Origin of the sequence: Legionella qingyii, from assembly GCF_003990155.1 — a bacterium.
Taxonomy (GTDB): domain Bacteria; phylum Pseudomonadota; class Gammaproteobacteria; order Legionellales; family Legionellaceae; genus Legionella; species Legionella qingyii.
In genome coordinates this window covers 34004-60485 of record NZ_RZGX01000014.1, presented here as the reverse complement: position 1 = coordinate 60485, position 26482 = coordinate 34004, and the positions used below count along the sequence as shown (strand labels likewise).

The window sequence follows — 26482 nt, the reverse complement described above, 5'->3', positions numbered from 1 at the left end:
CTTAATGGAATGATTACATTATTTCCTTTATTTAATTTACTTAATGACATTATTTGCAGTTCTATTTATCATGAGTGATTTATTTAGAGTGTTCGTATTGGAAAAGGAGTATCTATGACAATCTATATGTTTCCTGGGCAAGGATCTCAAGCGAAAGGGATGGGGATCGAATTATTTTCTCATTTCCCTGAGCAAATAAAACAGGCTGATGAGATTTTGGGGTATTCCATTAAGGAATTATGCTTGGATGACCCCAAACAACAACTGAGTAAGACCGAATATACTCAACCCGCATTATATGTTATTGAAGCACTATCTTTTTTGGCCAGAACTGCTGAAGAGCCTGCACCACAATATTTTATAGGACATAGTTTAGGCGAGTATGCTGCTTTATTTGCTGCAGGTGCTTTTGATTTTGTTACAGGATTAAAACTGGTGCAAAAACGTGGTGAATTGATGGCCCAAGCAAGTGGTGGGGGAATGTTGGCTGTAATTAATTTACCAGAAGAGCGAATTAAATTTTTACTGAGAGCCAATGGATTGGATTCTATAGATTTTGCCAATTTTAATTCACCCAAACAAATTGTTCTTTCCGGACTTGCTGAGGACATTGCCAAGGCTAATGAATTGCTTGCCAAGGAAGCATTGATGTGTGTCCCATTAAAAGTCAGTGGCGCATTCCATTCTCGTTATATGCAAGCAGCTGCTAATGAATTTGCAAAATTTATTGCACCGTTTGAGTTCTCTCCACTTCAGACTCAAGTGATTGCTAATGTCACAGCAGAGCCCTATAGCGACACTATGATTAAAGACAATTTGGTAAGGCAAATTTCTCATCCTGTTCGGTGGACTGAAACGATCCGTTATCTCAAAAATCAAGGTGAAACGGTTTTTATTGAGGTGGGTCCTGGAAATGTATTGACCCGTTTGGTAGCGCAAATTTAATTATTCCAAAAGAGCAGATATTCCCATAAAAATGAACCACGTTTTATGGGAGTATCGAATTAAATAATTAAAATCTTATACGTCGTTATATCCAGTAGAAAAATATCATCTACACTTAATGAGAAATCAATTTACAGGGGATGTGATATGACGATTCGACTAAAACATGAGCATGGAACATTAGAAGCGATAGAACTTTTTCAGCTACAACACCATTTAGCGCTTCCTCGCCTTAAAAACTATTTGCAATCCAAAGGCTCAAGACAATGCAAATCAATAAAAAAAATTAGTATTGGGCATTCCACTTTGGATGATAAAGATTATAGTGCACTCCATGACATCCTGAAATTATCCTCTAAAGTAAGTGAGGTTTCCTTTTATGCGAACCATATTGATACGGAGCACCTCGCTTATTTATTTGATTCATTACCCAATAAAAAACTGAATACAATCAGATTTGTAGATAATTGGATAGGGGAGAAAGTTCCTGCTCACTTTTTCTCCTTTCTAAAAAAGAAAAAGCTGAACGTTTTGGATTTATCATTAAACTGGTTACGTGATACTGGAGTGCAGTGTTTATTAGCAGCATTGGAAACGAATACAGATTTATACGAGTTGGTATTAAGCTGTAATGATTTTAGCTTGGCAGGAATGAATGCTGTGCATCATTTTGTGTTGAAACATCCCTCATTAAAAATTTTGGACATATCATACAATAACTTGAATGAAGAATGCGCCAAAGAAATTGCCGCCATGATTACTAAATCACAATCTTTGACTCACCTTATTATAAGAAGCAACAAAATTGGTGATGTCGGGGCTGAGTATATTTCACAAGCATTAAAATCAAATAATAATTTAAAATATGTAGATTTATCAGATAATAAGATTTCAGGGACAGGCTTGTCTCAGCTCGTTCGTGAGGCAGAGACTCATGATAACCTTGAAGAGTTGATATTAAAGTATAATCATCTTCTTCCTTCAATGTTAAAACCAAACCGATCAGATTTACACGTTTTTTATTGATATTATATGCAGAATTATCTAACCGTTCAGTGTAGTATTCACTTTCTGTGATACATGAACGGTTATGTATATTTATCAATGGAGTTTTGCCCATGGGCACTGGTGCTTTTTACCTTTTAAGAGAACGTAGATTTTTGCCTTTCTTTCTGACTCAATTTTTTGGTGCGTTCAACGATAATGCCTTCAAGTTGGCAATGCTTACTTTGATTAGTTATCATTTAACACATGACCAAGCTCAATCCGAATTCTACCAGGCAATAGCAGGTACTTTATTCATAGCACCTTTCTTTCTTCTTTCAGCTACTTCCGGGCAATTGGCAGATAAATATGATAAAGCTTTAGTGACTCGGGTAATCAAAATATTAGAAGTATTTTTAATGATTATCGGTAGCTTTGCTTTATATTGGGGCAATATTTTTCTGATGATGTTCACTTTGACTGGTCTAGGAGTACATTCAACATTTTTTGGGCCTATAAAATATGCCATTTTACCGGATCATTTACCCCAAAAGGATTTATTAGGGGCGACCGGATTAGTTGATGCAAGTACTTTTATCGCCATTTTATTAGGAACTACTATGGGTTCTTTATCCATAGGAATGAACAGCCCAAAACCATACCTGGCTATTTTTTTGACGGTACTTATTGCACTTGCTGGATTAACTTCAAGTATGTTTATACCTAGAGCCCCATCTCCATCTGAAAAGATAAAAATTGATGCTCAGATTTGGCGAGTGACTTATAAGATGCTGAAGCAGGTGACAGAGCATTTCGGTATTTTATTATCTATTTTGATTTTATCTTGGTTTTGGTTATTAGGAACAGTAATCCTAACCAAGCTACCTGATTATACGAATTATGTTTTAGGGGCAAATAATGCTGTTTTCGCATTATTTCTTGCTTTATTTTCAGTAGGAATTGCATGTGGTTCAGTGACGGTGAACTTTATTTTTCAAGGGAGAATTAACCTGACTATGGTCCCCTGGGCCATGTTCGCCTTTACTTGTTTTTCAATGGATTTGTATTGGGCTACTCCTGAAACAGAACAAGGCTTACTCTTTTCATTAAGTAATTTTTTTACATGCTTTGCCCATTGGCGTATTGCTTTTGATTTATTTATGTTGGCTTTTAGTTCCGGCTTATTTTTAGTTCCCCTATATACCTATTTACAGGTTGCGAGCCCGCCTCATGGCAGAGCTCGAGTTATTGCCACCAATAATATATATAATTCTTTGTTTATGGTTGCAGGGACACTTATGGTCATTGGTTTGTTGCATTTTAGTGCTGAAATTCCCCAAATTTTTTTAATTTTGAGTTTATTAAATGCTGTGGTTGCGTTGTTAGCCCGGATTTATTTAAAGAGAGTGGTTCTGCCAGCAAAGTAATAAGTTAAAGTGAAGCCGTGGGGCGGCTCAGCGGAACAGGGGTTGGAACTATTCATTCAGATTTGGCTCCCAAGGTTCTGCTGCGCTGCACCCTAAGCTACTTAGTATCTAGCTACAAACTAATTCTGATGTTAACCAATCACGCGGAGGCAGAAAATCAGTGTAAAGTTTTGCTTCTGCGCTATTTGTATCAGGTTGCCAATTATATTCCCAAGTAACTTCGGGCGGTAATGACATTAAAATTGATTCCGTTCTGCCATTCGACTGCAATCCGAATAAAGTACCACGGTCATAGACTAGATTGAATTCTACATATCGTCCTCTTCGGTAATTCTGAAAGGCTTTTTCTCGTTCACCAAAAGGATGGGATTTGCGACGTGATACGATTGGAGCATAAGCCTCAATATAGTGATCGCCTATGCTTTGCATCAGGGCAAAACTATGATCAAAACTTATTTCGTTATAATCATCAAAAAATAAGCCGCCAATTCCACGCGCTTCGTTTCGATGTTTAATAAAAAAATACTCATCACACCATTGTTTGAATTTAGGGTAAACCGTTTGACCAAAGGGCTCGCAGGCACGCAAGGCAGTTTGATGCCAATGTATGCAATCTTCTTCAAATCCGTAATAGGGTGTTAAATCAAATCCACCACCAAACCACCAAACTGGCTCCGCCCCATCTTTCTCTGCAAGAAAAAAGCGGACATTCGCATGCGATGTAGGTACGTAGGGGTTATCTGGATGAATGACTAATGATACGCCGAGGGCATTAAAATTTCTGCCTGCTAATTCGGGGCGATGTGCGCTGGCTGAAGCAGGGAGATGGGCTCCCGATACATGTGAGAAATTGACACCTGCTTTCGCAAAAACCAAACCTTTTGTTAAAACACGAGTAATTCCGCCACCACCTGAGGGACGATTCCAGGAGTCTTCGATAAATTGGGCTTGACCATCAAGATTTTCAAGTCGTGAACAAATTGTATTTTGTAACTGTAACAGATAATGTTTTACTTGTTCTATAGCGTTTTCAGGAAGAGAATGGTTTTTTGACATGGTTAAGCCTTACCAAGTTATAACTCGCTTATTTTCTCACTTATTTGAAATTGGCACAATGTTTGCATTTCTTGTTGTACTGACTTTAAAAGGAGGACATATGGCGTTAGATTTGGATTCATATTTTGGAATACATGCTAAAGCTTTAGTCGCACGCGATCATAGAGCCTCGCAGTTGGCGAATAACTTAGCCAACGTTAATACACCCAATTATAAAGCTCAAGATGTCGATTTCAATGAATTTTTGGCAGCCAGTATGGCTGGCGGTGCGCAAAAGATGGAGGTTACTTCTCCGAATCATATCGATACAAATGCGGATTTTTCAGCGAGTTTGAAATATCGGGTTACTTCTCAAATGTCTCTAGATGGAAATACCGTGGATAAAGATTTGGAAACCACCGAATTTGCACGGAATTCGCTTAATTATCAAGCCAGTTTGAGTTTTCTTGATAGTAAAATCAAATCCATGATGCTTGCGCTGAAAGGAGAATAGCAATGACATTAAGTGCAATTTTTAATATTGCAGGTTCGGCGTTGACAGCTGAAACAGCTCGTTTGACAACGAGTGCTGAGAATATGAGTAATGCTAACGTAGAAACGGGTAGTGCTGACGAAGTGTATAAAGCGAAATATCCTATATTCAAAGCAGTACAAGAACATGCAAATCAATGGATGGGAGAACAAATATCTGGGGGAGTTCAACTTAAAGGAACTTATGAAAGCAATTTAGATCCTATAAAGCATTATGCACCTGATAACCCTCAAGCAGATCAAAATGGATTTGTTTATACACCGAATGTGAATTATGTTGAAGAAATGGCGAACGTGATTTCTGCATCAAGGTCATATCAAATGGATATTGAATTGCTCAATACAACAAAACAACTATTACAAAGGACCTTAAGGCTAGGTGAGTAAGGGAGGAAAGGGAATGTCAACAAATTCAGTTAATGGAACTAACGCATCTAATGCATCATTTAATCAAATTGATGCGACAGCAAAACAAAGCCTGGGACAACAGGATTTCTTGCGTTTAATGGTGGCTCAAATTCAAAATCAGGATCCCATGCAACCGCAGGTAAATGGTGAGTTTCTCTCACAATTAGCTCAGTTTAGTACGAATGATGGAGTTGCTAAAATGCAAGAATCGCTGCAACAAATGGCAACTTCTTTACAATCAAATCAGGCTTTACAAGCTTCCGCTTTAGTTGGTCGTAAAGTTTTGGTAAATAGTAACGCGCTCCAACTGGGGGCGGAAGGAGATTCAAAGGCTGCAGTTGATATTCCACCGGGTCTCAGTAATTTGAATGCATCTATTTATTCAGAGTCGGGTGAGCTTATAAAAACGATTCCTTTAGGCCAACCTGCACCAGGATTTTTTCAGTTCAATTGGGATGGTACAGGAAGCGACAATAATCGAGTCAAAGAAGGTAAATATAAAATTGAGGTACATGCAGTTTATGGAGGGCAAGAAGTATCATTAAAAACCATGACCTCTGCAAATGTTGATAGTGTAAGCCTTGGTCAAAATGGAGAAGGATTAAAATTAAATGTAGCAGGAATTGGACCAATATCATTGGATCAAGTAAGACAAATTTCAGTTTAAAAGCAGGAGGCTAAAATGACTTTTGACGCAGCACTAAGTGGACTTCAGGCAGCAACCAGTAACTTGGATGTTATAGGTAATAATATTGCAAACTCTTCAACTATAGGATTTAAAGGTTCTCGTGCTAATTTTGGTGATATTTATGCTTTTGGTGGTTATGGGAGCTTTGGTTCCGGTAGCACTTCCATCGGTGGTGGCGTAATGTTGACTGAAGTTCAGCAATCATTTGCATCAGGAAATTTAACGAATAGCACAAATAGTTTAGATCTTGCAGTAAATGGCTCCGGATTTTTTATTTTAAACAATCCTGGCGGCGGAGCTCTATATACCCGTGCCGGTCAGTTTAAATTGGATAACCAAAATTATATTACCAATGCCAATGGACAATATCTTACCGGGCTACTTGCTGATGGCCAAGGAAATATTACTGGAACATCAGGGAATTTACAAATAAGTACAGAGAATATAACTCCACAGGCCACAACTATGGTGACGACTGGTGTTAATTTAAACTCACAAAGTACTCCTCCTGCTATTGATTGGGTTGGTGGCGCTTCACCGCTTAGCAGTTCTTATAATAACCCCACCGCAATGACTATATATGATAGTTTGGGGAATTCTCATGTGCTCAGTATGTTTTTTATCAAAGCAGATTCGGCAGCAGCAGCGGGGCAACCTAATGCTTCAACTCCTGCGGGTACAGAGAATCAATGGTATGTTGCTTTTCAAATTGATAACCAAAATGTTCCAACTAATGCAGGAACAGATAATACAACGAACTTGTACGAGGTGAATTTTAATTCAGATGGATCTTTTGCTGGAGTCGCTAGCCCAGGGGGTGTGCCTATTGGTAACAACCTGATTCCGTTATCACTGAACTTGAATAATGGTGCCAATCCTTTAAGTTTAAATATTGATTTATCAGACAGCACACAGTTCGGCAGCCCATTTTCGGTTCAATCAAGCGCCCCAAATGGTTATACAACAGGAAGTTTGGCTAGCCTAAGTATTGACGATACAGGACTTATTTTAGGAATTTATACCAACGGTCAGTCCATGGCGATGGGACAAATTCAATTAGCTAATTTTGCTGATCCTACGGGTCTGCAAAATATGGGAAATGTATGTTGGGGTGAAACTTCAACTTCAGGTCAGCCTTTAATTGGTGTTGCTACAACTGGAGGACTAGGGCAGATTAGATCAGGCATGTTGGAGCAATCTAATGTGGATTTAACCAGTGAACTGGTTGATTTAATAAGTGCTCAACGTGATTTCCAGGCTAATGCACAGTCAATTCGTGCGGGTGATACAATAACCCAAACAATTATTAATATACGTTAGGAGATAACTCATGGATCCTATCTTATATAATGCTGCAGGTGGTGGACGAATCGGTTTCAAACGTCAGGAGATAATCGCCAATAATTTGGCGAATGTGAATACTCCTGGTTTTAAAGCCGATATGTATCAAGCACAAACTTTGTATGCAAATATGAATGGATCTAATGATGGACCAGCCTTTGCAATACAAAATCCGAGTGCAGTTGATTTAAGCCCTGGTGAGATTATGACAACAGGGCGTAATTTAGATGTAGCGATTGAAGGCAATGGCTGGTTTGCAGTTGGCAATGGTCAAGGTAAAGAGGCATATACTAAAGCAGGAAACTTACGCTTGGATGTTAATGGTTTATTGACTACGGCATCTGGGCATCCTGTTTTGGGTAATGGCGGTCCCATTTCTATTCCTCCAGCCCAATCAATCAATATTGGAACGGATGGGACGATTACCGTTGTGCCGCTTGGTGGCGATCCTAGAAGTGCCGTCATATTAGATAGGATTAAGTTAGTAACACTGGATAAAAATAATATTATTAAAAACTCAGAAGGCTTATTCCAATTAAAAAATGGTGGTGCTCCAACAGCTGCTAATGGGAGTGTAAAAGTTAAAAGCGGGGCTATTGAAGGCTCAAATGTTAATGCCATTGACCAAATGGTAGAAATGATTTCTTCTGGGCGTGAGTATGATTCTCATATGAAAGTGATATCTACAGTTGAAGATAATCTCCAGAAATTGGCACAAGTATTGCAGGTATGATTACCATTTTAGTCGATAAATAAGAATAATTGCGGAGGGATCTCCATGGAACCAGCATTATGGGTCAGTAAATCAGGCTTGGAAGCACAAGAAAAAAATATTGCTACGATTGCTAACAATTTAGCAAACGTCAACACTACTGGATTTAAGAAAGATAGGGCAATATTTCAAGATTTACTTTATCAAAACTCAAGTCAAGCTGGGGCTCAATCTTCGGAGAACTCTTTAATTCCTACAGGAATAAATTCAGGTTCCGGGGTTCATTTAGCAGCCACAGAAAAAATATTCGAGCAAGGAAGTGTGCAAAATACGCATAACCCTTATGATTTGATGATTCAAGGGCAAGGATTTTTTACGATTTTAATGCCAGATGGTACACAAGCGTACACTCGTGATGGCACTTTTACAGTGGATAGCACGGGTCAACTTGTTGATATGAATGGATATCCGCTGCAACCTGCGATAAATATTCCTAACCAAACATTAGGAGTTACCATTAGTGCTGACGGCGTGGTGAGCGCTACAGTGGTTGGAAGCAACACGCCAACAGTACTTGGAAACATCCAATTAGCTAATTTTACCAACCCGACTGGACTTCAACCTATAGGACAAAACCTTTTTATCGAAACAGCCTCAAGTGGCGCAGCAACACTGAATAATCCTGGAACATCAGGGGTTGGTACCTTATTGCAAGGTTCTCTGGAAGCATCTAATGTGAATGTAGTTGAAGAGCTAGTCAATATGATTCAAGCTCAAAGAAGCTATGAAATTACAGCAAAGGGTATTCAGACAGTGGATAACATGCTGCAATACTTAAATCAAACTGTTTAAGAAGATTTCATTGATGAAATTATTTAATTTGCTTGTTGTAAGCTCAGTTGCCATTCTTTTGAGTGGGTGCGAACTTTTAAATCCACCCCAACGAGGGAAAGACCCTGAGTATGCACCTACATATCCTACAACTCCTGATCCAAAGGAGTTGAGGAAAGAATCGGGTGCCATTTATAGTGCTGAAACAGCTTTACCTCTTTTTGAAACACCAAGAGCGAGACATCCTGGCGATATCATTACAGTATTCTTGGTTGAAAGTACTAATGCATCAAAAAATGCGACATTGCAACAAATGAAAACTGATACAAACGTAATTAAAAATAAACTCTTTTTAGGAAAGCCAATCTCTTTTGGTAATGGCTACAGTATGGACTTTGATCTAAACAATCAGCGACAATTCAATGGTTCTGCGCAAGCTGTACAGAATAATAAGTTGGCTGGAAGCATTTCTGTTACCGTATCAGAAGTGTTGGCAAATGGTAATATGGTAGTTCAAGGTGAAAAATGGGTTAAAATCGATCAAGGTGAAGAATATGTACGTGTATCCGGAATTATTCGACCTCAGGATGTCCGTGCTGACAATTCCATCACTTCAGATCGTTTGGCCAATGCTCGTATTGCGTACGGAGGTACAGGACAAGTAAATAATACTAATGCCCAAGGATGGCTGGCACGAATTATGTGGGGACCATTGTTCCCAACCTAATCTAGTTGGTCATCTGAATGAGTTGAAGTTCAGAATGAAAATCTTCAGATGATCAACCTTGTTTTACCCGGTTAGATTAAAAAAGAAGATAGGATTTGCATTTATAAGAGTGCTTAATTTAAGGAATTGTAATGCGGCGATTGCTGATAATTACATGGATGTTGATAATAAATCTGATATCAAATCACGTTTATGCAGAACGTATTAAAGATATTGCAACCCTTGCCGGTGTTCGCACAAACCAGTTGATCGGTTATGGTTTGGTTGTTGGCTTAAATGGTACAGGAGATAAAACCGGGACTCGATATACTGAAGATACGTTTGCCAACATGCTTACCCAATTAGGTGTCAACATACAAGCAGGAACCAAACTTAACTCAAAAAATATGGCAGCAGTCATGGTGACCGCGAGCTTGTCTTCTTTTATGAAAAAGGGACAAGCTATGGATGTCAATATTTCGTCGATTGGTGACTCGAAAAGTTTATTAGGTGGAACTTTGTTAATGACCCCATTAAAAGGGGCCGATGGACGAGTTTATGCAGTAGCTCAGGGAAATGTGATTGTTTCTGGTGTTAGTGCCGCAGGTAGTGATGGTACAAGTGTTACTGTAAATGTTCCCAGCGGGGGACGAATTCCTAATGGTGCAACAATTGAGGCGGATATTCCTAATCCTTTTTATTTTACAAAAGAATTGACCTTTAATTTACATTCCCCTGATTTTACAACTGCAAAACGTATGAGCGATGCCATTAATGAAATGATGGGACCAGGGACTGCCAGAGCGTTGGATGCTGCATCAATAGTGGTTACAGCACCTAAAAAAATGTCCCAACGTGTAGATTATGTTTCAGTGCTGGAGAATATAGAATTCAAACCTGCTGAGGCAATCGCTAAAATTATTATTAATGCACGTACAGGAACGGTAGTTATTTCGTCTAATGTCATTGTGAAATCTGCCGCAGTGTCACATGGTAATTTGGTGGTTAGTGTGACGGAAACTCCAGTGATAAGCCAACCCAATGCTTTTGCAAATGGACGAACAGTTTCAACACAACAATCACAAGTATCTATTGAGCAGAAAAATAATCATGCTTTTGTCTTGCCACCAGGTGTGACATTAAAGGATATTGTAAGAGGTATAAATGCTGTAGGCGCAACACCATCTGATGTGATTGCGATACTTGAAGCACTACAACAAGCCGGTGCGTTAAATGCTACTATAATCGTGATATAAGAGTGGGACATTTCAGGGCTTATGCAAGAGTTTGGTCTGTTCTTAAGTCCTGAAGACGAAGAATCTGCTCATCAAGATAAAGGATAAATATGACTGTACATGGAATTGCAACCAGTGATTTTAATGCATTAAATGAACTCAAAGTGCAAGCGCAAAATAATGCAAAAGAAGCGTTACCTGAGGCAGCGAAGCAATTTGAAGGAATATTTTTACAGTCTATGTTGAAAAGCATGCGGATGGGACAGCATTTTCTTGAAGAATCTAGTCCATTTAGAGGTAAAGATCGGGAAACCTTTCAGGATATGTTGGATGCTCAATATGCGAGTACTATTGCAAATTCTAAGAGTATTGGTTTGGCTGACATGCTGGCAAGACAAATGGAGCATAATTTGCCTGAAACGGAGCAACCAGCAAAATTGACACCGGCTAAAACGGTGAACTCTACTTCGTTACCTGTTACTCCAGCCAATCAAAAACAGCAGGATAGACCAACAACTACAATTGATGAGTTCGTCAAATCAATTTGGCCCCAAGCCAAGCAAGCCGCATCGCTTATTGGTTTAGATCCTAAAGTTTTAATGGCACAAGCGGCATTGGAAACAGGATGGGGAAAATTTGTTACTAAGGATATTGATGGCAGCAGCAGTAACAATTTATTTAACATTAAGTCGGGTAATGATGAACTTGATTCTGTGAATGTTAAAACCACAGAATATATTGCAGATACTCCAATTAAGGTAAACGCATCATTTAGGAAATATTCATCAACTGAACATAGTTTTAATGACTATATTTCTTTAATCAAAGACAATGAGCGATATCAAAATGCGTTGGCCAGTACTGGAAACCCGGAGCTTTACGTCCATGAATTACATAAAGCAGGGTATGCCACTGATCCTAAGTATGGTGAGAAGATTTTATCAATTTATCATGGTGAAGAATTAAACCAGGCGATCCAGCGCTGTGAATTATCGGAACAAGTTTGAAAAAACATTGTTGCTGACAGAGATGATGATTAATTTGTAAGACATTTGAATATTGGTCAGGGAGTGAGTCAAGGCCATGAAGTTAAGGAATTTTGTCATTCCCGCGAAGGCGGGAATCTATCCTTAAATTGGCGCCACGCTCTACTAGAAATGGGTTTCCGCCTTCGCGGGAACGACAGTTTTTTCCTTAACTTAATAGCAGTGAGGGAGTGAGTAACCATGTCAATACTAAGTATTGCTTATTCAGGAATGAATGCTTTTCAAAACGCATTGAGCGTTACTGGGAATAATATTGCAAATGTCAAAACTCGGGGTTATTCAAGACAAAGTATTCAATTTACTCCAACCCCATCACGGAGTTTTGCGGGCTCATTTATTGGTACAGGGGTAGCTGTTAATAACGTTTATCGCAATGTCGATCAATTTGCTAATGCTCAAGTAAGAAGTACATTAAGCATTAAATCCCAATACGATACTTTTTATCAGCAAGCCCTGCAAATTAATAAATTGTTTTCTCAAGATGGCAGCAGCCTATCTTCATCTTTACAGTCTTTTTTTGACTCGTTAGGTCAATTAAATAATGCACCAGACAGTGTGGCTTCACGCAATGTTGCCATGAGTCAAAGCCAATTGTTAGCAAGCCAGTTTTTGTTTTTACAACAAAATATTGATCAATATCAAGAAAGCTCTACAGCACAGATCAAGGAAATAGCAGGTAAAATCAATCAACTAACCGCCAACCTTGCGGCAGTAAATGAACAAATAATGAACTCACCCAATTCACCCGAATTGTTAGATCAAAGAGATGAATTACTTAAAGAATTATCTGGGTTTTCCGATTTAACTGTAATTGAACAGGATAGTGGGATGGTGAATGTGGGTATTGGTAGTGGCCAAATGTTGGTGATCGGAACGACTCAAAGAGCTTTGTCTGTGAGTTATGACCAACTCACAGCGCAAGGGACTCATATCTCGTTGGATTCAGGTGCAGGAAAAACAGATATTACAAATCAATTGGTCAGTGGGACATTAGGTGGCTTATTGAATTATGAACGAAATATCTTATCTAAGTCCAGTCAAATAATAGGGCAAATGGCGATTGGATTGGCACAGACATTCAATGCTCAAAATCGCTTGGGTATGGATTTGAATAATCAATTGGGACAGAATATTTTTACGGACTACAACAGCCAGGCTTTGCAATTAAATCGTTCGGTTCCTGCCGCAACAAATGCTGGATCCGGAGTATTATCAGTGAATATTACTGATATCTCACAAACCAAAATAAGTGATTACCAATTGGTTGTCACTGATGCAGCAACAAATCAGATAGCACTTATTCGTGATTCTGATGGTTCAGCAGTAACATTAAATTGGAGCAGTAACCCACCAGCTCCCCCTGCAGGACAAATCGTCGTCGATGGCATGACCATTACCGTCGATAATATTGCTAATTTGGTAGATAACGATACGTTTACAATTATGCCAACACGTGGGGCTGCCGAGAATTTTTCTTTATTGATGAGTGATCCCCGTCAATTAGCGCTTGCAGCACCGGTACAAACCAGTGCCTCTATAAACAATACAGGGCAAGGAAAAATTGATTTAGGCTCCGTTATAAATACTAATGAGGTCACAAAACAATATACCATAGATTTTATTTCCCCAACGCAATTCAATTTGATTAACGTTACAGACGGGATTACAACTGGCCCAATCGCGTTCGTGCCTAATACAGACAATGTGATTCAGATTCCTGATAGCGTCAATCCGTCTTACTCTATTAAATTATCAGGTGCTCCAAATGCTGGCGATCAGTTTACTGCTCAGTTCAATCAAGGCGGGTATGGTGATAATCGGAACGGTTTACTTTTAGCTGGAGTTCAGCAACAAAATATTTTTTCTAATGGCAATGAAACGATTTTTGATGTTTATTCTGATTTACTTTCTGATACAGGAAGCCAAACCAATGAGGCTAAAAATCGTGCTGATGCGTTTCAGGTTTTATATAAACAATCTGTGGATTATCAAGAAAGTATCAGTGGAGTCAATCTGGATGAAGAGGCGGAAAATTTACTGCAATTCAAACAGGCTTACGAAGCGGCAGGAAAGCTAATGGAAATTGCCAATCAAATGATGGAACTACTTTTTCAAATAATGAGGTGATAAATGCGTATTTCGACGAATCAAATTTATCAGAACAGTTTGAACAGTTTATTGCTTAAACAAGAGCGAGTAGCGAAGCTTCAACAGCAACTGGACGAAAATTTTTTAAAGGTTCGTTATTCATCTGACGATCCTATTGCGTTCGCACAGATTGAGCTAATGAATCAACGGATAAGTACTACAGAACTTTTGCAAAAAAACCGTGAAAGCGCTGATAGTGCGCTGAGCATGGAAGAATCTATCTTAAATGATTGCACCATTAGCTTACAACGGTTGCGAGAAATTCAGGTTAAAGCCGGTAATGCGACATTATCTGAGCAGGATCGTAAAGCATTGGCAATTGAGGCAAATATCATTTTGAAAGAATTGCTTGATTATGCCAATACAAAAGATATTAATGGCGATTATATGTTCAGCGGCGGACAGACTTCTACTGCGCCTTTTTCAATCAATGCTTCAGGGCAATATGTATACAATGGTGATAGTACTCAACGCTATCAGCTTGTTGCAAGCAGCCTGCAAATTGCTATTAATGACCCTGGGGACGATCTTTTTATGCGTATACCCAATGGAAATGGCAGTTTTTCAATAAAGCAAACAGGAACACCTAATACAGGAACTGCTTCAATAAATACTGGTTCAGTATCTACTCCTTCAGCTTATGTACCTGATAATTACACAATGAGTTTTGCATTGAACTCACAGGGAAATTTGGTCGTTATGGTAAGTGGGGCATCAAGTGGTAATGTAATTCCTCCTACAGGGTTACCTGATGACGCACCTTTATACCAAGAAGGGATGACTGTTAGTTTTAATGGAATGGAAATGGCTATTTCAGGAATGCCGAATGCCGGTGATGCGTTTTTAATTTCACCATCTCAAAATGAATCAGTATTTGCTACCATACAAGACATGATTGATAACTTAAATCAACCTTACTCAACAGCCACAGAAAAGGCAGCCGCTACGACTGTGAATAATCAAATATTGGCACAAATAGATAGCGCTTTGAGTACTATCTTGGATGCCCGAGCAAATCTCGGATCACGTTTAAATCAGCTAGAACATGCTGAAACAGCAAACTCTGATTTAATTGAGCAAAGTAAAATTATTTTAAAGCGCTTGCAAGAAGTAGACCCTTTAGCTGCTGCAACGGAGTTCAAACAGGAATTGTACAATTTAGAAGTTGCACAGCAAAGTTTTGTGCTGATTCAGGGATTATCTATTTTCAATTTTATTTAAGTTAAAATTATAGCTCGAGTGTTTCGAGAAACCCCGGAAACCATAATTAATCATTCCCGGGTTGCGTCTTCGCTTTAACCTGACTGAAAAACATACAAGATAAATTTGAACTAGTTATTTACAGGGGAGGCGTTCAGCCAATATTGAGCGATATCAATTCGTCTAGCTATCCAAACATCTTGATATTGGGTTACATGATCTAAAAATTGTTTTAGCATAAGACAACGATCCGGCTTTCCACTCAGGCGGGGATGTAAGCCTACAGTCAAAATTGCCAGGCGTTTTTCCTGATAAAGATAATGAAATGTATTTATTAATCGTGCGTAAAATTGATCAGCCTCTGAAAAACCTGGTGTTATGGTAAATCTGAAATCATTGCAATCAAGTGAGTAGGGAATTACCAAATGCTGTTCAATATAATAAGGTAATTCATCGGCATAGCTGTCCGAGTCATAGAGAAACCCTCCGTGCTCAAGTAATAATTCTCGAGTATTTTCACTTCGCCGCCCAGTGTACCATCCTTTGGGTTGGTGCCCAGTTAGTTTTTCTAGTGTTTCAATACATAAAAGAATATGTTTTTTTTCAATTCTTCTTGGGACATTAGTGTAATTTATCCAGCGCCATCCATGTCCTGCCACTTCATGATTCTGTCTTGCCAGATAATCGGCAAATGAAGGGTTAAGTATTAATGCTTGTCCAGTAACAAAAAAAGTAAGGGGGATTTTATAATGATCAAATAAACGCAGTAAGCGCCATATACCTACACGACTACCATATTCATAAAACGATTCCATACTCAGATTTCGTTGTCCTTTGGCTTTGGGCATAAAAGGGAAATCTGCACCACTAGTTTCTGCTTGCGCATCGCCATTTACAGGGCTTAATTCCGCTCCTTCTTCGTAATTAATTACAAAGTTGATGGCAATTTTTGCTTTATTAGGCCAAGAAAGACTTGTTTCTTCAGGGCCATAACCTAATAAATCACGCATGTTTATCCTAGTTCGAACGTAGTAATACCATAAATACCTTCGTTAGACAGTTTAGGTATTCCTTTTAAATACATTCTTGCTGTTGCAAACACTTTGACCATCTTATATTTGTTAACCAAATTAACCGCAAAGGGATTATTCTCGGGAATATCCAAAAAGACAGTTTCTCCTTGAGCATATTCGACTAATTGTTCAAACAGCTTTTCAGCAATAGTAGGTGTGTTTGCGAATAGCGGACCAATTTTATAACCCTCAACACATTTTCTGATTACTCCATAACCCTTTAATTGTTTATCTTGAACAAAACCGAGTGCTAAAGCAGTATTTTGTTTAATCCATGCTGAAAGAAATTTTGGTCTTGGGGCAGGAAAAAAATGATTGTCATATTGAATCAACTGCTCAAAAGGTACAGTTTTTAGATCAACCAAATGAGGATCATGTTGAGGGGTTAAGCGGATATGCTCCAGAGAATACCGGGCATTGCTGTGCGCAAACTGATAACCAATATGAGCATAGTTATTGACCATATCAAGCACCCCATCAATACCCGCATTGCGACCATCCACATATGCAAGACGGGCAGATGTTAACTCCATCCCATAGCCCTGAGTTCGGTATCTTTTATCTACGATATAAAGTCCACAAAAAGCAAAATGCTCGTCATAAACTACAGCTGAACCAACTGCAATAATTTGACCATTTAATTTGCCAGCAAAAAAACCCTGTGGGTCAGTTTGATAAAAACATTCTGCATCATTTAATCCTGGGTTCCATCCTTCTTTTTGCGCCCATTCTATAGCAATTGCAACCTCTTCGCGTGTCATTCGTTCAATATGATATTGAGGCATGATGTTACCTCTATGAAAGGGTATATATTAAATTAAATATTAAAGTAGTAACTAAAGCAAATAGATAGGTTTCTATTTTTATTGGATAAATTATAAATACTATTTCATCGTTTTAATTTTCTCTTTGTCACTAAATTAAAGTGATACTAAATACTAAAAATTCCTGTATTATGATCCTCGTTAGTCTTTTAAATATGTAAGGAAGCATTATGAATTTCAATATCAGGAATACCTTAGGCCCCTTATTTCTCATTCTTTCATGTCCCGTTTTCGTGATGTTGATGTGGTATACCAATACTCAACTTCAGGGATCCTTGTCTGCTCTGTGGGATTTAATAATTCAAAATGGTTTTTATCAAACTGTATCTACCATATGGAAACCTTACTTTTGGGGGTCTTCCATTGCCTGGAAAATTATTTTAATTTTTACAGTATTTGAGCTGGCTTTGATGCGTATTTTGCCAGGAAAAAAATTTGAAGGCCCTATTACTCCCAAAGGGAATATCCCTGTTTATAAAGATAATGGTGTTTTGGCATTTATTGTAACAATGACAAGCTTTTGCATTGCATCGTTTGGCTTGAATTTATTCTCAGCCTCTATTCTTTATGACAATCTCGGAGCTCTGTTTGGCGCATTGAATTTGTTTAGCCTTATCTTGTGTGTATTTTTGTATCTTAAAGGACGATTTTTTCCTTCATCTACAGATTCAGGTATAACCGATAATATTTTGTTTGATTACTATTGGGGAACAGAGCTTTATCCTCAAGTCCTTGGATGGAGTATTAAAAAATTTATTACATGCCGTTTTGGTATGATGAGTTGGGGCCTCTTCCTAATTTCTTATTGCGCCAAGCAAGCGGAATTAGGCGGTTTATCCAATTCAATGTTAATTTCTGTGATATTACAATTCGTTTATCTGAGTAAATTTTATATGTGGGAAAAAGGGTATTTACGCTCTTTAGATATCATGCATGATCGAGCCGGTTTTTATATTTGTTGGGGTTGCATGGTATGGGTTCCGTGCGTTTATACTTCTCCAAGTATGTATCTTGTGCTCCATCCGATTCATTTATCTTTTGTATGGGCAACCCTCATTTTAGGCTTGGGCTTAGCGAGTATTATTATTAATTATCTTGCTGACAAACAAAGGCTGATTGCGCGAGCTACGCAAGGTGAATGTAAAATTTGGGGGAAAAAACCTGTTACGGTGTTGGCACGTTATGAGACTACTGAAGGTGATAAAAAACAAACCATATTACTTGCTTCGGGATGGTGGGGCATAGCGAGACATTTCCATTATATCCCAGAGCTTGCAGGTACATTTTTTTGGTCTGTACCCGCTTTATTTGATAATTTTGCACCGTACTTTTATCTTTGCTTTCTAACTGTTCTGTTATTTGATAGAGCATTTCGTGATGATAAGCGATGTTCTTCCAAGTATGGTCATGATTGGAAAAAATACTGTGAATTGGTTCCTTATAAAATTGTTCCTCTAGTGATTTAGCACGTCAATTAAAATTTCATTTTTTCCAAAACCCCCTGGATAAAAAGCAAGGCTGGCATCCAGGAGTTCCTGTATAATAGAAAAGTTCAAAAATTCATCAAATGAATATAATTTAACTCTAGAAGCGGGGCTCTATGCTTTTTTATGTTTTATTTATTATAGGCGTTGGTTTGGTCCTGAAAGTTTATCAACTACACCAAAATGGTACATCTGCAAGAATTACCTATCCTTCAGCGATCAGTTATCTTTCATTAATAAAGGATATTACTCTCTTAAGAGCCAATCCTTCTGCAAAAACACAATTACAAACACGGTTTATGACGTTTATAGCAGAACTGGGTTCTCGCTCACTTGATGAGCAAGGTTCAGGTATCGCCTATTTTAAATTGCCTGATTTGACTCCCGTGTTTATATTGTCAAATAACTCAGCAATTCAACAACTTTACTCGAAAACGAATGAAAAGAAATTTGGACAAAGACCGTTTTTTCAACGTCTGGCCGTGATACTCGGTTCTGGTAATCTCATGTCTTCGATTCTAGGTTCGGATACTCATTCTAGAATTCGCCAATCAATTCTTTCGCGTAATGAATCAAATAGACCACATGTGGCAAACATGGTTGCTGATTTTTTTAAGGAATATGAGTTGGAGCAAGGTCAGCATGGAAGTTCGCTCAGTGAAGTTATGGATAAACTGTCCAGAAGAGTTTTACTCACAACTTATTTTGGGGCAGCAATTATAAAGCCATTCGAAAAGTTTTATCATCCAAGTTTAACAAAAGAGTTAATCGCTTGTCTTTTTAGTCTGGATCCTATTCAGGATGATGAGAAAAAAAATCTTCAATTTTTAAGGGATAAAACATTTAAGCTAGGTTGCCAAGTTATTTTCTCATCGGATGAAATTACAAAACAATTAATGGAACAGCAGAGTTGGCTTAATTATTTACTTAGAGTCCGAGTATTAACTAATTCGGATATAAAAAGTCAATTGGAACAACTCGGGATAAATTCAGAGCAAGAATTAACGGCAGTACAATGTGAGTTATTAATAAAGTATTCAGTAGAACACGTGGACACTACATTACTGTCTACCCTGGTGCGGGATGTTGTTAATGAAAGTTTATTCATTCCATTATTAGGTTTTGATGCTACTGCCACTGCATTAATTACCGCCTTGAGAATTGCGCTTCAAGATAAACGTATTTACACCATAATAAAACAGGAAATTCAGCAAAAAATTTCAGCAGGGGAGTCTTTCGAATTACATTCTCCTTGGGATGCCCAAATTGAAAAGGGTGTATCCTATGCCGAAGCTGTTCTATTGGAAGCGTTACGATTAGCACCACCAGCGCCTATTGTGCCAGAAATAGTTCACGAAATAATCGAACTTGATGTGGAGGGGGCCTCACTTACTTTGCCTGCAGGAGCACTTGTATTCATTCCTATGCAAGGAGTACATACACATGCACACTATTTTCCAGATATTAAGCTTTCCAGTGAAGGGCAAAGCGTTTTTGGCAAAAAAACAATAAGCGCTAACGATATTTTTCCCGAGCGGTGGGGGCCTAAAAACGGTACTGGCAACTTTTATAATGCCCATTATTTTGCTGAAACTCCTTCATCTTATGTACCAAAGACAATGGAAAAAGAAGGGCAATTATTACCATTTAAAACAGGGGCGCGCCGTTGTCCTGGGCTTCGAATTGCAATGACAGAAATAATGGCTTTATTTCGTATGCTTGCTACCTATAAATTTGAACTTACGGCAGAAGAGCATCTGGAGTTACGCTTTAATTATGAGACACCATTACAAAGAAATGGTGGGATGGGGTTGCTAAAAATTAAACCTCGAAAGCAATTGGAATTACGAGAGGCCTCATCACCTTATGCTGAACACAGTGTTCATAGCATTAATTTTTTTCCTGACCCTCCTGTTGCCAAAGATAAGAAAATGGAGCTTGCCTCTTTTTCTCTGTCTCATAGCCGAGTGTAGTTGTAGTCTGAGTGAAGGTAAAGCCGTAATCCTGGAGCTAAATATCAATTTAATCCCGGGTTATGCTTCGTAAGATTCATTGAAAATTAGGAATGGATGCATAACATGCCAATAAAATACCCCATAGATGGATGTAATCACCAATTAATATATTTTTGAGATACCATTTGGGTAAACGTTCATTTCTTATATCGCTTTGTAAGTATTTTATGATGGGTACAAATGCGACAACAAAAAAAATCATGAGTACGTGATAAATAAAAATCAGTTCCTGGGTATTACTATATAAATAGGTTTTGTATTGCATTTCCCATGGAGTGATATAGATAATGACGAATGTAAATAAAAATACCTTAATAATACTGTTTAAATCAGTCATAAAAGGAAGTTTTTTTCGACTGGATACAATTACTTGTCCTGACGGGGCAAGTGCATAAAATGAAATCGATTCAATAATGGCGCTTGCTAAAAAGAATGTACAATAAATATAAATACTGATTGTCGTTAATGTAGGCATAGTTTAAATACGAATCGAGCTGTCTGAAATTATAAAAACTGTTTATAATTTTACCACAAATGTAACTGCAGGTCGATGCTCCTTCTTCCCAACATATTTTTTTAGGGAACAATTTCATCAATGAGAGAAATATAGCTATGTTGACAATTTCCTCATTAGATTCCGTACAAACTACGCGCATAAAGAGCGGAAAATGGGCGGAATCAAATGAAGTGTCAACAGACTCTAATTAAGAAGAAAAATAATTTGAGTCAAGACTGTTTTTTTACTTTTTATTTGTTAAGATAGCAACGACCAATTTCTTTTTTACCAAGAAAATCCTGTGGATATTTATTCAATTTAATGTCAATTCGAATTCAATCAATTTAACATACCCTTTGCTGCATCAGCCTTTTTCCAATTTTTAATGCATATTATTTCATTGAGTTATTCACATTTTCTGTGGATAAGTCTGTTTATAGTCTGTAAAGCTTTTGTATACTTTAAAAATTCAATGCTAGATTATTTTCCGTTACGCTCTTTAAATAATTTTTAATGGGGATATAACAAGCATATTCCTAAAGTAACAAGCAGCGCTCCTAACCATTGTAGCGAAGAAATTTTTTCTCCAATCCAATATGCAAATATTTGTGTAAAAACAACTGAAGTGTTGCGTAGGGTTATTGCAAGTCCCGCCTCTGCATAACGCAATCCCAATAAGAACAATAAAAAAGATAATGCACTTAAGACGCCACCAAATGACATTCCTTTCTATCGAAAATTTATAAAATATTAATTTGTTGAATAGAGGCAAGAAAAAACAACAAAATTTAAATCGCTTCCTGTACATGTAAATAAAACACCAGTCGGCTCATTTGAGTTTTCCGCTACTAATATTTTATGCATTAATTTCATTCCGCCAGCGGAATAACAATTATTAGATAAGCTGCTAAAAACATTACTTATGGTTTTAATTTGCCCAGATCGTTCGTAGGCCTCTTCGCATTGAGCGGATTGTCCGGCAGGCGGAGATAGTGCTTTTTCCGCATGAGCATTTTGATAAATTAAGAATGAAACTAGAAATAATCCATGAATAAATTTCATAATTGTCGTCCATGCAAGATAATTTCTTATATTATAGGTTTGAATTTAAAAAAGTGGAAAAAGCCGCTTCTTGGATAATTTTTTTTCTGTAAAGTAGTGTTGCTCAGGTATTGAAGCGGCATTTTTTATCCGGAGATATTCAAAGGCCTGAAACTTCTTTAAGCATTTAAGTGATTAGCCAATAAGTGAATATAAACACTTGTAGGTATTTAAAGGATCGGCTGAAATTTATTTTCTGTCGGAGGATTTTTAGGCTCTTGCACTACTGGTAAATCATGTACGTCTTCATTTTGCAGGTTAGTAGTATCAGCAGCTGTGGCAGGTGATTCCAGGATAGGGCGTAATGCTATTGAGTAACTACCCTGGAACTTATCTGATAATTCATGATCATAATGCTCTAATGCTTCCTCGAGGATTATTTCTTCATTTTCTTTTGTACGCTCTTCTAAGATTTGTTCGTCCACACTCTTTGCCTGTAGTTCGACTCCCCATTTAATTAATCCAAATAGTGCAAGTCCAATACTAAAACCGAGCAGAATGGGACTCCAAAGAGGCGGTACTGTTGCAGTGCCTATAAGAATTATTAGACCAATTGTTGACAAAATGACGCCTGTTCCGCCTAGAACAAAATTTGTATAGGATTTTACTATAGTCTCATCAGCTAAATGAGTGTTTTCTTCTAATAGGAACAATGGCTCTGTTATATTTGCAATGTCTTTATCAATTTTATCAATTTGGTGTTGAATGTTGCTCACCTCTTCTATCAGTGATGTATCAGCCTCAAACTCTTTGCTTTCATCAATTTCTTCTGTGATGTTCGCAAGACTTGCCAAGAGTTCTTTACGCTCCTTATATAACTTTGAAAGTTTCATTACAGGGCTGTTATCTGGAACTAATTCAGACAATCCTACTTTACTGTGAATCTTGCGAATAAATTGTAACTGTTTTGCTTCCTCAGTAGATAAATTGCCCAGGTGCTCTAGTTCCAATGCGCGAATTTCGAGTTTATTTCGATATTTATCATTATTTAATGAAGTATCAAATGTCTCGAGTAAATTCATAAATTGAATTTTTTCTTTATATGCCTTACTTGTTTTGTATTTATTAATAAGTGCGCCTAAAAATGATATTCCCTCAACAAGAGTGGTAAGAGAGGCGAAAGCTAATCCGATTCCCGCAGCTACTACTCCTCCGAGAATGAATGCAGTAATACCTAAAGCTGATGTGGTTAGAAGAACAATTATGGAAAAAGTTTTATTGATCACGGAACTATTTTTGTCAGTTAATGTTGTAATCGCATTGGGAATAATAGAAAACATCTGGAGTGCAAATCCAATGATATGTAACTCTTTAGCGGACTTTATGATAGAGCTTAGTAGGCCGATTAACTTCTGTATGCCCCCAAGTATGTATTGAGATAACTTTCCAGTTTTATGGATAATTTCAGTAAATGACCTCTGTTTTTCCTTCGATAAGTTTATTCTTTTTTTTAATTTATCCATTTTTTCTGGTAGAACAACATGCTTTTTAAGCGGATAAGTCATAGTTACTTTTCCAAAATGGTATATCTTAAACACGATGAGCGCTTTATTATCCACATTGTTCTTATAAAAAACAACCATAATTGTTCAAATGTCGCATGAGTTGTGCAAAATATTGATTTATAAAATAAGAAATTTTATTGATAATGGGCTTTTGAAGATTCGCTTTTTATTTACGATTGAGTCGATTTCTTAGAGAAATATAGGGAAAGGAATGCGTGTCGCTGCGTATAACAGGTAGCTTCACTTACTGTTTATTCTATTTTATTTTCAATGCGCTTGTCTGGAATGAACCAAATTAATGCAGCAATTACAATAAATACCAATATAAATAAAACTGAGTATATAGCTTAAGAAAATTGGTCCAAGCGGTGTGAGACTAGCGAAGTTATCACCATGTGGAATTTTAATTTCTAACACCATAATGGTAATAATGATAGCAAGCACGCCATCACTAAATGCCTCTAAACGTGTCGTTTTCATCAGTTTTTCCCATATTATGTAATAATAACTCCATATTTTTTATTGAAATAAATCAATTTCATCTAGGGGCCGTTGATAATTGCTTCATTAGCCTACGTTCTACGCTTTATGGGCGGAATCCAGTAAAGACCGCATTAAAAATAGGTGCATTTTAGTGCATCTCTGTATAGGTCCAGCGCATAAATTGCGGGAAGTAGGTGGAATTAAATGAAATGCCAACAGAGCCCAGTTTATTTCTCCCTATTATGTTGTATTTTAAATTGTAGAACAGGTTTTACTTTATCTTGTGAATTATCTTGCAATTAAATAAGCACCTTCTCTTTAAGCGAATTATCTGATGTTTAATAGGTGATACATATGGCTAAATTAAGGAATACATGTATAAACAAAGAGCGAGCGATCGCAGTGGACATTTTTAATGCGCCTGATTTTTGTTTTGAATTTGCACTTAAGAGTCAATATAGATCCATTTCTGTTTTTTTATGATAAAATACAATAAAAACAACATTTTATGTATTTAATAGAGGGATATAATTCTTTCTATTTTTTGAAATAAAGGCTTATCTATATCTTTTTAACCACAATTTATATTGGATCTATTGACGCTGACTGAAAAATATGCAAAATTGATATTTTGTTTTCACTTATTGTAAAATATGTATCTTTCTAAGGTAATTTATTATGGGTTCAAGTTGTAAGCATGCCAAAATTTCTTTATTTAGCGCAACAGCATTGTCTGCTACCGCTATGGTTGGTTCAGGATGGCTCTTTAGCGCGCAATTAAATGCTAAAATTGCCGGAAATTACGCTTTTCTTGCATGGGTTCTGGCCGCTTTGTTGGTAATGGCGGTGGGATTATGCCTTGCACAAGTCGCATCAATCTACCCAGTTCGTGGGGCAACTGCGCGCTCAAGTGCATTATCACATAATGGTATTTTTGGTATGCCATTTGCCTTTGCCAACTGGTTTGGATTAATGGTAACGATTGGTACCGAAGCTCAAGCAACGACCCAATATTTAGCCGCTGCAATCAAAAGCGATGTTTTAATCGCAGATAATGTCTTGACGCTTTATGGTAAATTATTTGCATTGAGCATCTTAGTCGTATATTTGTTTATTAATTATTTTGGTATTAAGTTATTAGCTAAAATTAACAATACAGTCACCGTAATAAAAATTCTTAGTCCGATTTTTACGATTGTTATTTTCTTGATTATGCGTTTTGATACCAGCAATTTTAGCTTAGCTACAAATACCCAATATGGAATTGGATCAGCAATTACTGCAATCATTTCAGCTGGGTTAATCTATTCTTACAATGGGTTTCAATTGGCAGTGGCTTTTGCCAGTGAAATAGAGAATCCAAAACGAAATATCCCTCTTTCAATTGTTCTTTCAATTGTAATTGTGATGTTTGTTTATATGTTATTGCAATTATCCTTTATGGGTGCTGTACCACATGACATGCTAGCAAGTGGTTGGAGTAGCCTCAATTTCCATTCACCTTTAATTAATTTGGCAATGTTGCTTGGAGTAAATTTTTTAGCAATGATCTTGATTGCTGACAGTGTCGTGAGCCCATCAGGTACTGGATACTCTTATTTAGGTGGTGCTTCTCGTATGTTCTACGCTATGGCTAAAGAAGGTCAAATGCCAAGGAAAACCATTGGCAAATTACATCCTGAATATAATTTGTGCCGTCGTTCTTTACTTATTAATTTTACTCTAACTGCAATATTTCTATGGAATTCCGATAGTTGGGCCTCATTAATGGTGATTGTGACTGGATATCATTTAATTGGATATATGGCTGCTCCAATTAGTATGGGAGCGATTAAACCAAATACCAGACTCTTTGGGTTAATCATCTTTTGCATCCTTGGGGTAATGATGAGCACGTTACCAGCTAATGATTTTTTAAAGATGAATTTGTCGATTTCAATTTTGATGGTAATTTATGGATCAATACAAGTCGCACGACGAATGAAAGTAACAACATTATTAGTATTATCAACACCTTTTCTGACTTTTCTGTGGTTAATTTATTTTTATCAAAATATTTATTACATCATATTAATGTCAGCTCTTTTTTATACATTGATTACTCATAAAGAATACGTCAAATTATGTAAGGATACTCAATTCATTAGTGATGACGCTGCTGATATAACGGCAAACACAGAGGCTCAACGAGCATAATATGTGTCGCTTGTTGCCTGTATTAGTGGAGATTGATAGAGGCGACA

The 26482-nt window shown here is 37.4% G+C and carries 25 protein-coding genes; 17 read left to right on the top strand and 8 right to left on the bottom strand.

The window, feature by feature from the left end; all coding sequences use genetic code 11:
- Positions 1-114 precede the first annotated feature (114 nt).
- The 3 genes from fabD to ELY20_RS11250 all read left to right on the top strand — a co-directional run bounded on the left by fabD (position 115) and on the right by ELY20_RS11250 (position 3356).
- Positions 115-945 carry an ACP S-malonyltransferase gene (fabD, locus tag ELY20_RS11260; protein WP_110142693.1) on the top strand — a complete coding sequence of 277 codons (831 nt, stop codon included), beginning with the start codon at positions 115-117 and terminating at the stop codon, positions 943-945.
- Between the two features lie 147 nt (positions 946-1092).
- On the top strand, positions 1093-1971 hold the full coding sequence (locus ELY20_RS11255) for a leucine-rich repeat domain-containing protein (protein WP_110142694.1): 879 nt from the start codon (positions 1093-1095) through the stop codon (positions 1969-1971).
- Positions 1972-2063: 92 nt separating this feature from the next.
- Positions 2064-3356 (top strand): MFS transporter, encoded by a 1293-nt coding sequence (locus tag ELY20_RS11250; RefSeq protein ID WP_110142695.1) that lies wholly within the window; start codon positions 2064-2066, stop codon positions 3354-3356.
- Between the two features lie 108 nt (positions 3357-3464).
- On the opposite strand, the gene hemF is transcribed toward ELY20_RS11250, so the two are convergent.
- A complete protein-coding gene (gene hemF, locus ELY20_RS11245; protein ID WP_110142696.1) occupies positions 3465-4412 on the bottom strand; it encodes an oxygen-dependent coproporphyrinogen oxidase in 948 nt (315 codons plus the stop codon).
- A gap of 100 nt (positions 4413-4512) precedes the next feature.
- Between hemF and flgB the strand changes: the two genes are divergently transcribed.
- From flgB to flgL, 11 genes are all read left to right on the top strand, one after another.
- Positions 4513-4905 (top strand): flagellar basal body rod protein FlgB, encoded by a 393-nt coding sequence (gene flgB / locus ELY20_RS11240; protein WP_110142740.1) that lies wholly within the window; start codon positions 4513-4515, stop codon positions 4903-4905.
- Positions 4906-4907: 2 nt separating this feature from the next.
- Positions 4908-5330: a flagellar basal body rod protein FlgC gene (gene flgC / locus ELY20_RS11235; protein ID WP_110142697.1), complete on the top strand. Its 423-nt coding sequence runs from the start codon at positions 4908-4910 to the stop codon at positions 5328-5330.
- Positions 5331-5343: 13 nt separating this feature from the next.
- Positions 5344-6018 (top strand): flagellar hook assembly protein FlgD, encoded by a 675-nt coding sequence (locus ELY20_RS11230; protein ID WP_110142698.1) that lies wholly within the window; start codon positions 5344-5346, stop codon positions 6016-6018.
- A gap of 15 nt (positions 6019-6033) precedes the next feature.
- Complete coding sequence (gene flgE, locus ELY20_RS11225) at positions 6034-7359, top strand: flagellar hook protein FlgE (protein ID WP_110142699.1); 1326 nt, start codon at positions 6034-6036, stop codon at positions 7357-7359.
- 10 nt (positions 7360-7369) lie between these two features.
- The gene (flgF, locus tag ELY20_RS11220; RefSeq protein WP_110142700.1) at positions 7370-8113 is read left to right on the top strand and encodes a flagellar basal-body rod protein FlgF; all 744 of its coding nucleotides are present in this window, start codon (positions 7370-7372) and stop codon (positions 8111-8113) included.
- A gap of 45 nt (positions 8114-8158) precedes the next feature.
- On the top strand, positions 8159-8944 hold the full coding sequence (gene flgG, locus ELY20_RS11215) for a flagellar basal-body rod protein FlgG (protein WP_110142701.1): 786 nt from the start codon (positions 8159-8161) through the stop codon (positions 8942-8944).
- Positions 8945-8957: 13 nt separating this feature from the next.
- Positions 8958-9650, top strand: coding sequence for a flagellar basal body L-ring protein FlgH (locus tag ELY20_RS11210; protein WP_110142702.1), 693 nt, complete (start codon positions 8958-8960; stop codon positions 9648-9650).
- A gap of 131 nt (positions 9651-9781) precedes the next feature.
- Positions 9782-10885 (top strand): flagellar basal body P-ring protein FlgI, encoded by a 1104-nt coding sequence (locus ELY20_RS11205; RefSeq protein WP_110142703.1) that lies wholly within the window; start codon positions 9782-9784, stop codon positions 10883-10885.
- An 89-nt stretch (positions 10886-10974) separates the two neighbouring features.
- On the top strand, positions 10975-11871 hold the full coding sequence (gene flgJ / locus ELY20_RS11200; protein ID WP_110142704.1) for a flagellar assembly peptidoglycan hydrolase FlgJ: 897 nt from the start codon (positions 10975-10977) through the stop codon (positions 11869-11871).
- Between the two features lie 219 nt (positions 11872-12090).
- Positions 12091-14037 (top strand): flagellar hook-associated protein FlgK, encoded by a 1947-nt coding sequence (flgK, locus tag ELY20_RS11195; RefSeq protein ID WP_110142705.1) that lies wholly within the window; start codon positions 12091-12093, stop codon positions 14035-14037.
- A 3-nt stretch (positions 14038-14040) separates the two neighbouring features.
- Positions 14041-15279: a flagellar hook-associated protein FlgL gene (gene flgL / locus ELY20_RS11190; RefSeq protein ID WP_110142706.1), complete on the top strand. Its 1239-nt coding sequence runs from the start codon at positions 14041-14043 to the stop codon at positions 15277-15279.
- A 110-nt stretch (positions 15280-15389) separates the two neighbouring features.
- Here the strand turns inward: flgL and ELY20_RS11185 are convergent, their stop codons facing one another.
- Both ELY20_RS11185 and ELY20_RS11180 read right to left on the bottom strand, forming a co-directional pair.
- Complete coding sequence (locus ELY20_RS11185) at positions 15390-16268, bottom strand: polysaccharide deacetylase family protein (protein WP_110142707.1); 879 nt, start codon at positions 16266-16268, stop codon at positions 15390-15392.
- A 2-nt stretch (positions 16269-16270) separates the two neighbouring features.
- Positions 16271-17116: a GNAT family N-acetyltransferase gene (locus ELY20_RS11180; protein WP_110142708.1), complete on the bottom strand. Its 846-nt coding sequence runs from the start codon at positions 17114-17116 to the stop codon at positions 16271-16273.
- A gap of 209 nt (positions 17117-17325) precedes the next feature.
- Here ELY20_RS11180 and ELY20_RS11175 point away from each other — a divergent pair, with 209 nt between their 5' ends.
- Both ELY20_RS11175 and ELY20_RS11170 read left to right on the top strand, forming a co-directional pair.
- Entirely contained in the window at positions 17326-18621 is a 1296-nt protein-coding gene (locus ELY20_RS11175) for a phosphatidylethanolamine N-methyltransferase family domain-containing protein (protein WP_110142709.1), read from the top strand.
- 134 nt (positions 18622-18755) lie between these two features.
- The gene (locus ELY20_RS11170; protein ID WP_110142710.1) at positions 18756-20612 is read left to right on the top strand and encodes a cytochrome P450; all 1857 of its coding nucleotides are present in this window, start codon (positions 18756-18758) and stop codon (positions 20610-20612) included.
- Positions 20613-20688: 76 nt separating this feature from the next.
- On the opposite strand, the gene ELY20_RS11165 is transcribed toward ELY20_RS11170, so the two are convergent.
- From ELY20_RS11165 to ELY20_RS11145, 5 genes are all read right to left on the bottom strand, one after another.
- The gene (locus tag ELY20_RS11165; RefSeq protein WP_110142711.1) at positions 20689-21129 is read right to left on the bottom strand and encodes a hypothetical protein; all 441 of its coding nucleotides are present in this window, start codon (positions 21127-21129) and stop codon (positions 20689-20691) included.
- A gap of 531 nt (positions 21130-21660) precedes the next feature.
- Positions 21661-21873 (bottom strand): EamA family transporter, encoded by a 213-nt coding sequence (locus ELY20_RS11160; protein ID WP_233590579.1) that lies wholly within the window; start codon positions 21871-21873, stop codon positions 21661-21663.
- Between the two features lie 27 nt (positions 21874-21900).
- A complete protein-coding gene (locus ELY20_RS11155; protein WP_110142712.1) occupies positions 21901-22212 on the bottom strand; it encodes a hypothetical protein in 312 nt (103 codons plus the stop codon).
- A gap of 209 nt (positions 22213-22421) precedes the next feature.
- Positions 22422-23834, bottom strand: a complete 1413-nt coding sequence (locus ELY20_RS11150) for a T4SS effector SidA family protein (RefSeq protein ID WP_127059486.1) — start codon at positions 23832-23834, stop codon at positions 22422-22424.
- Between the two features lie 189 nt (positions 23835-24023).
- Positions 24024-24236 (bottom strand): TMEM175 family protein, encoded by a 213-nt coding sequence (locus ELY20_RS11145; RefSeq protein ID WP_233590577.1) that lies wholly within the window; start codon positions 24234-24236, stop codon positions 24024-24026.
- A gap of 681 nt (positions 24237-24917) precedes the next feature.
- Between ELY20_RS11145 and ELY20_RS11140 the strand changes: the two genes are divergently transcribed.
- Positions 24918-26435 carry an APC family permease gene (locus ELY20_RS11140; protein ID WP_110142714.1) on the top strand — a complete coding sequence of 506 codons (1518 nt, stop codon included), beginning with the start codon at positions 24918-24920 and terminating at the stop codon, positions 26433-26435.
- Positions 26436-26482: the final 47 nt, after the last annotated feature.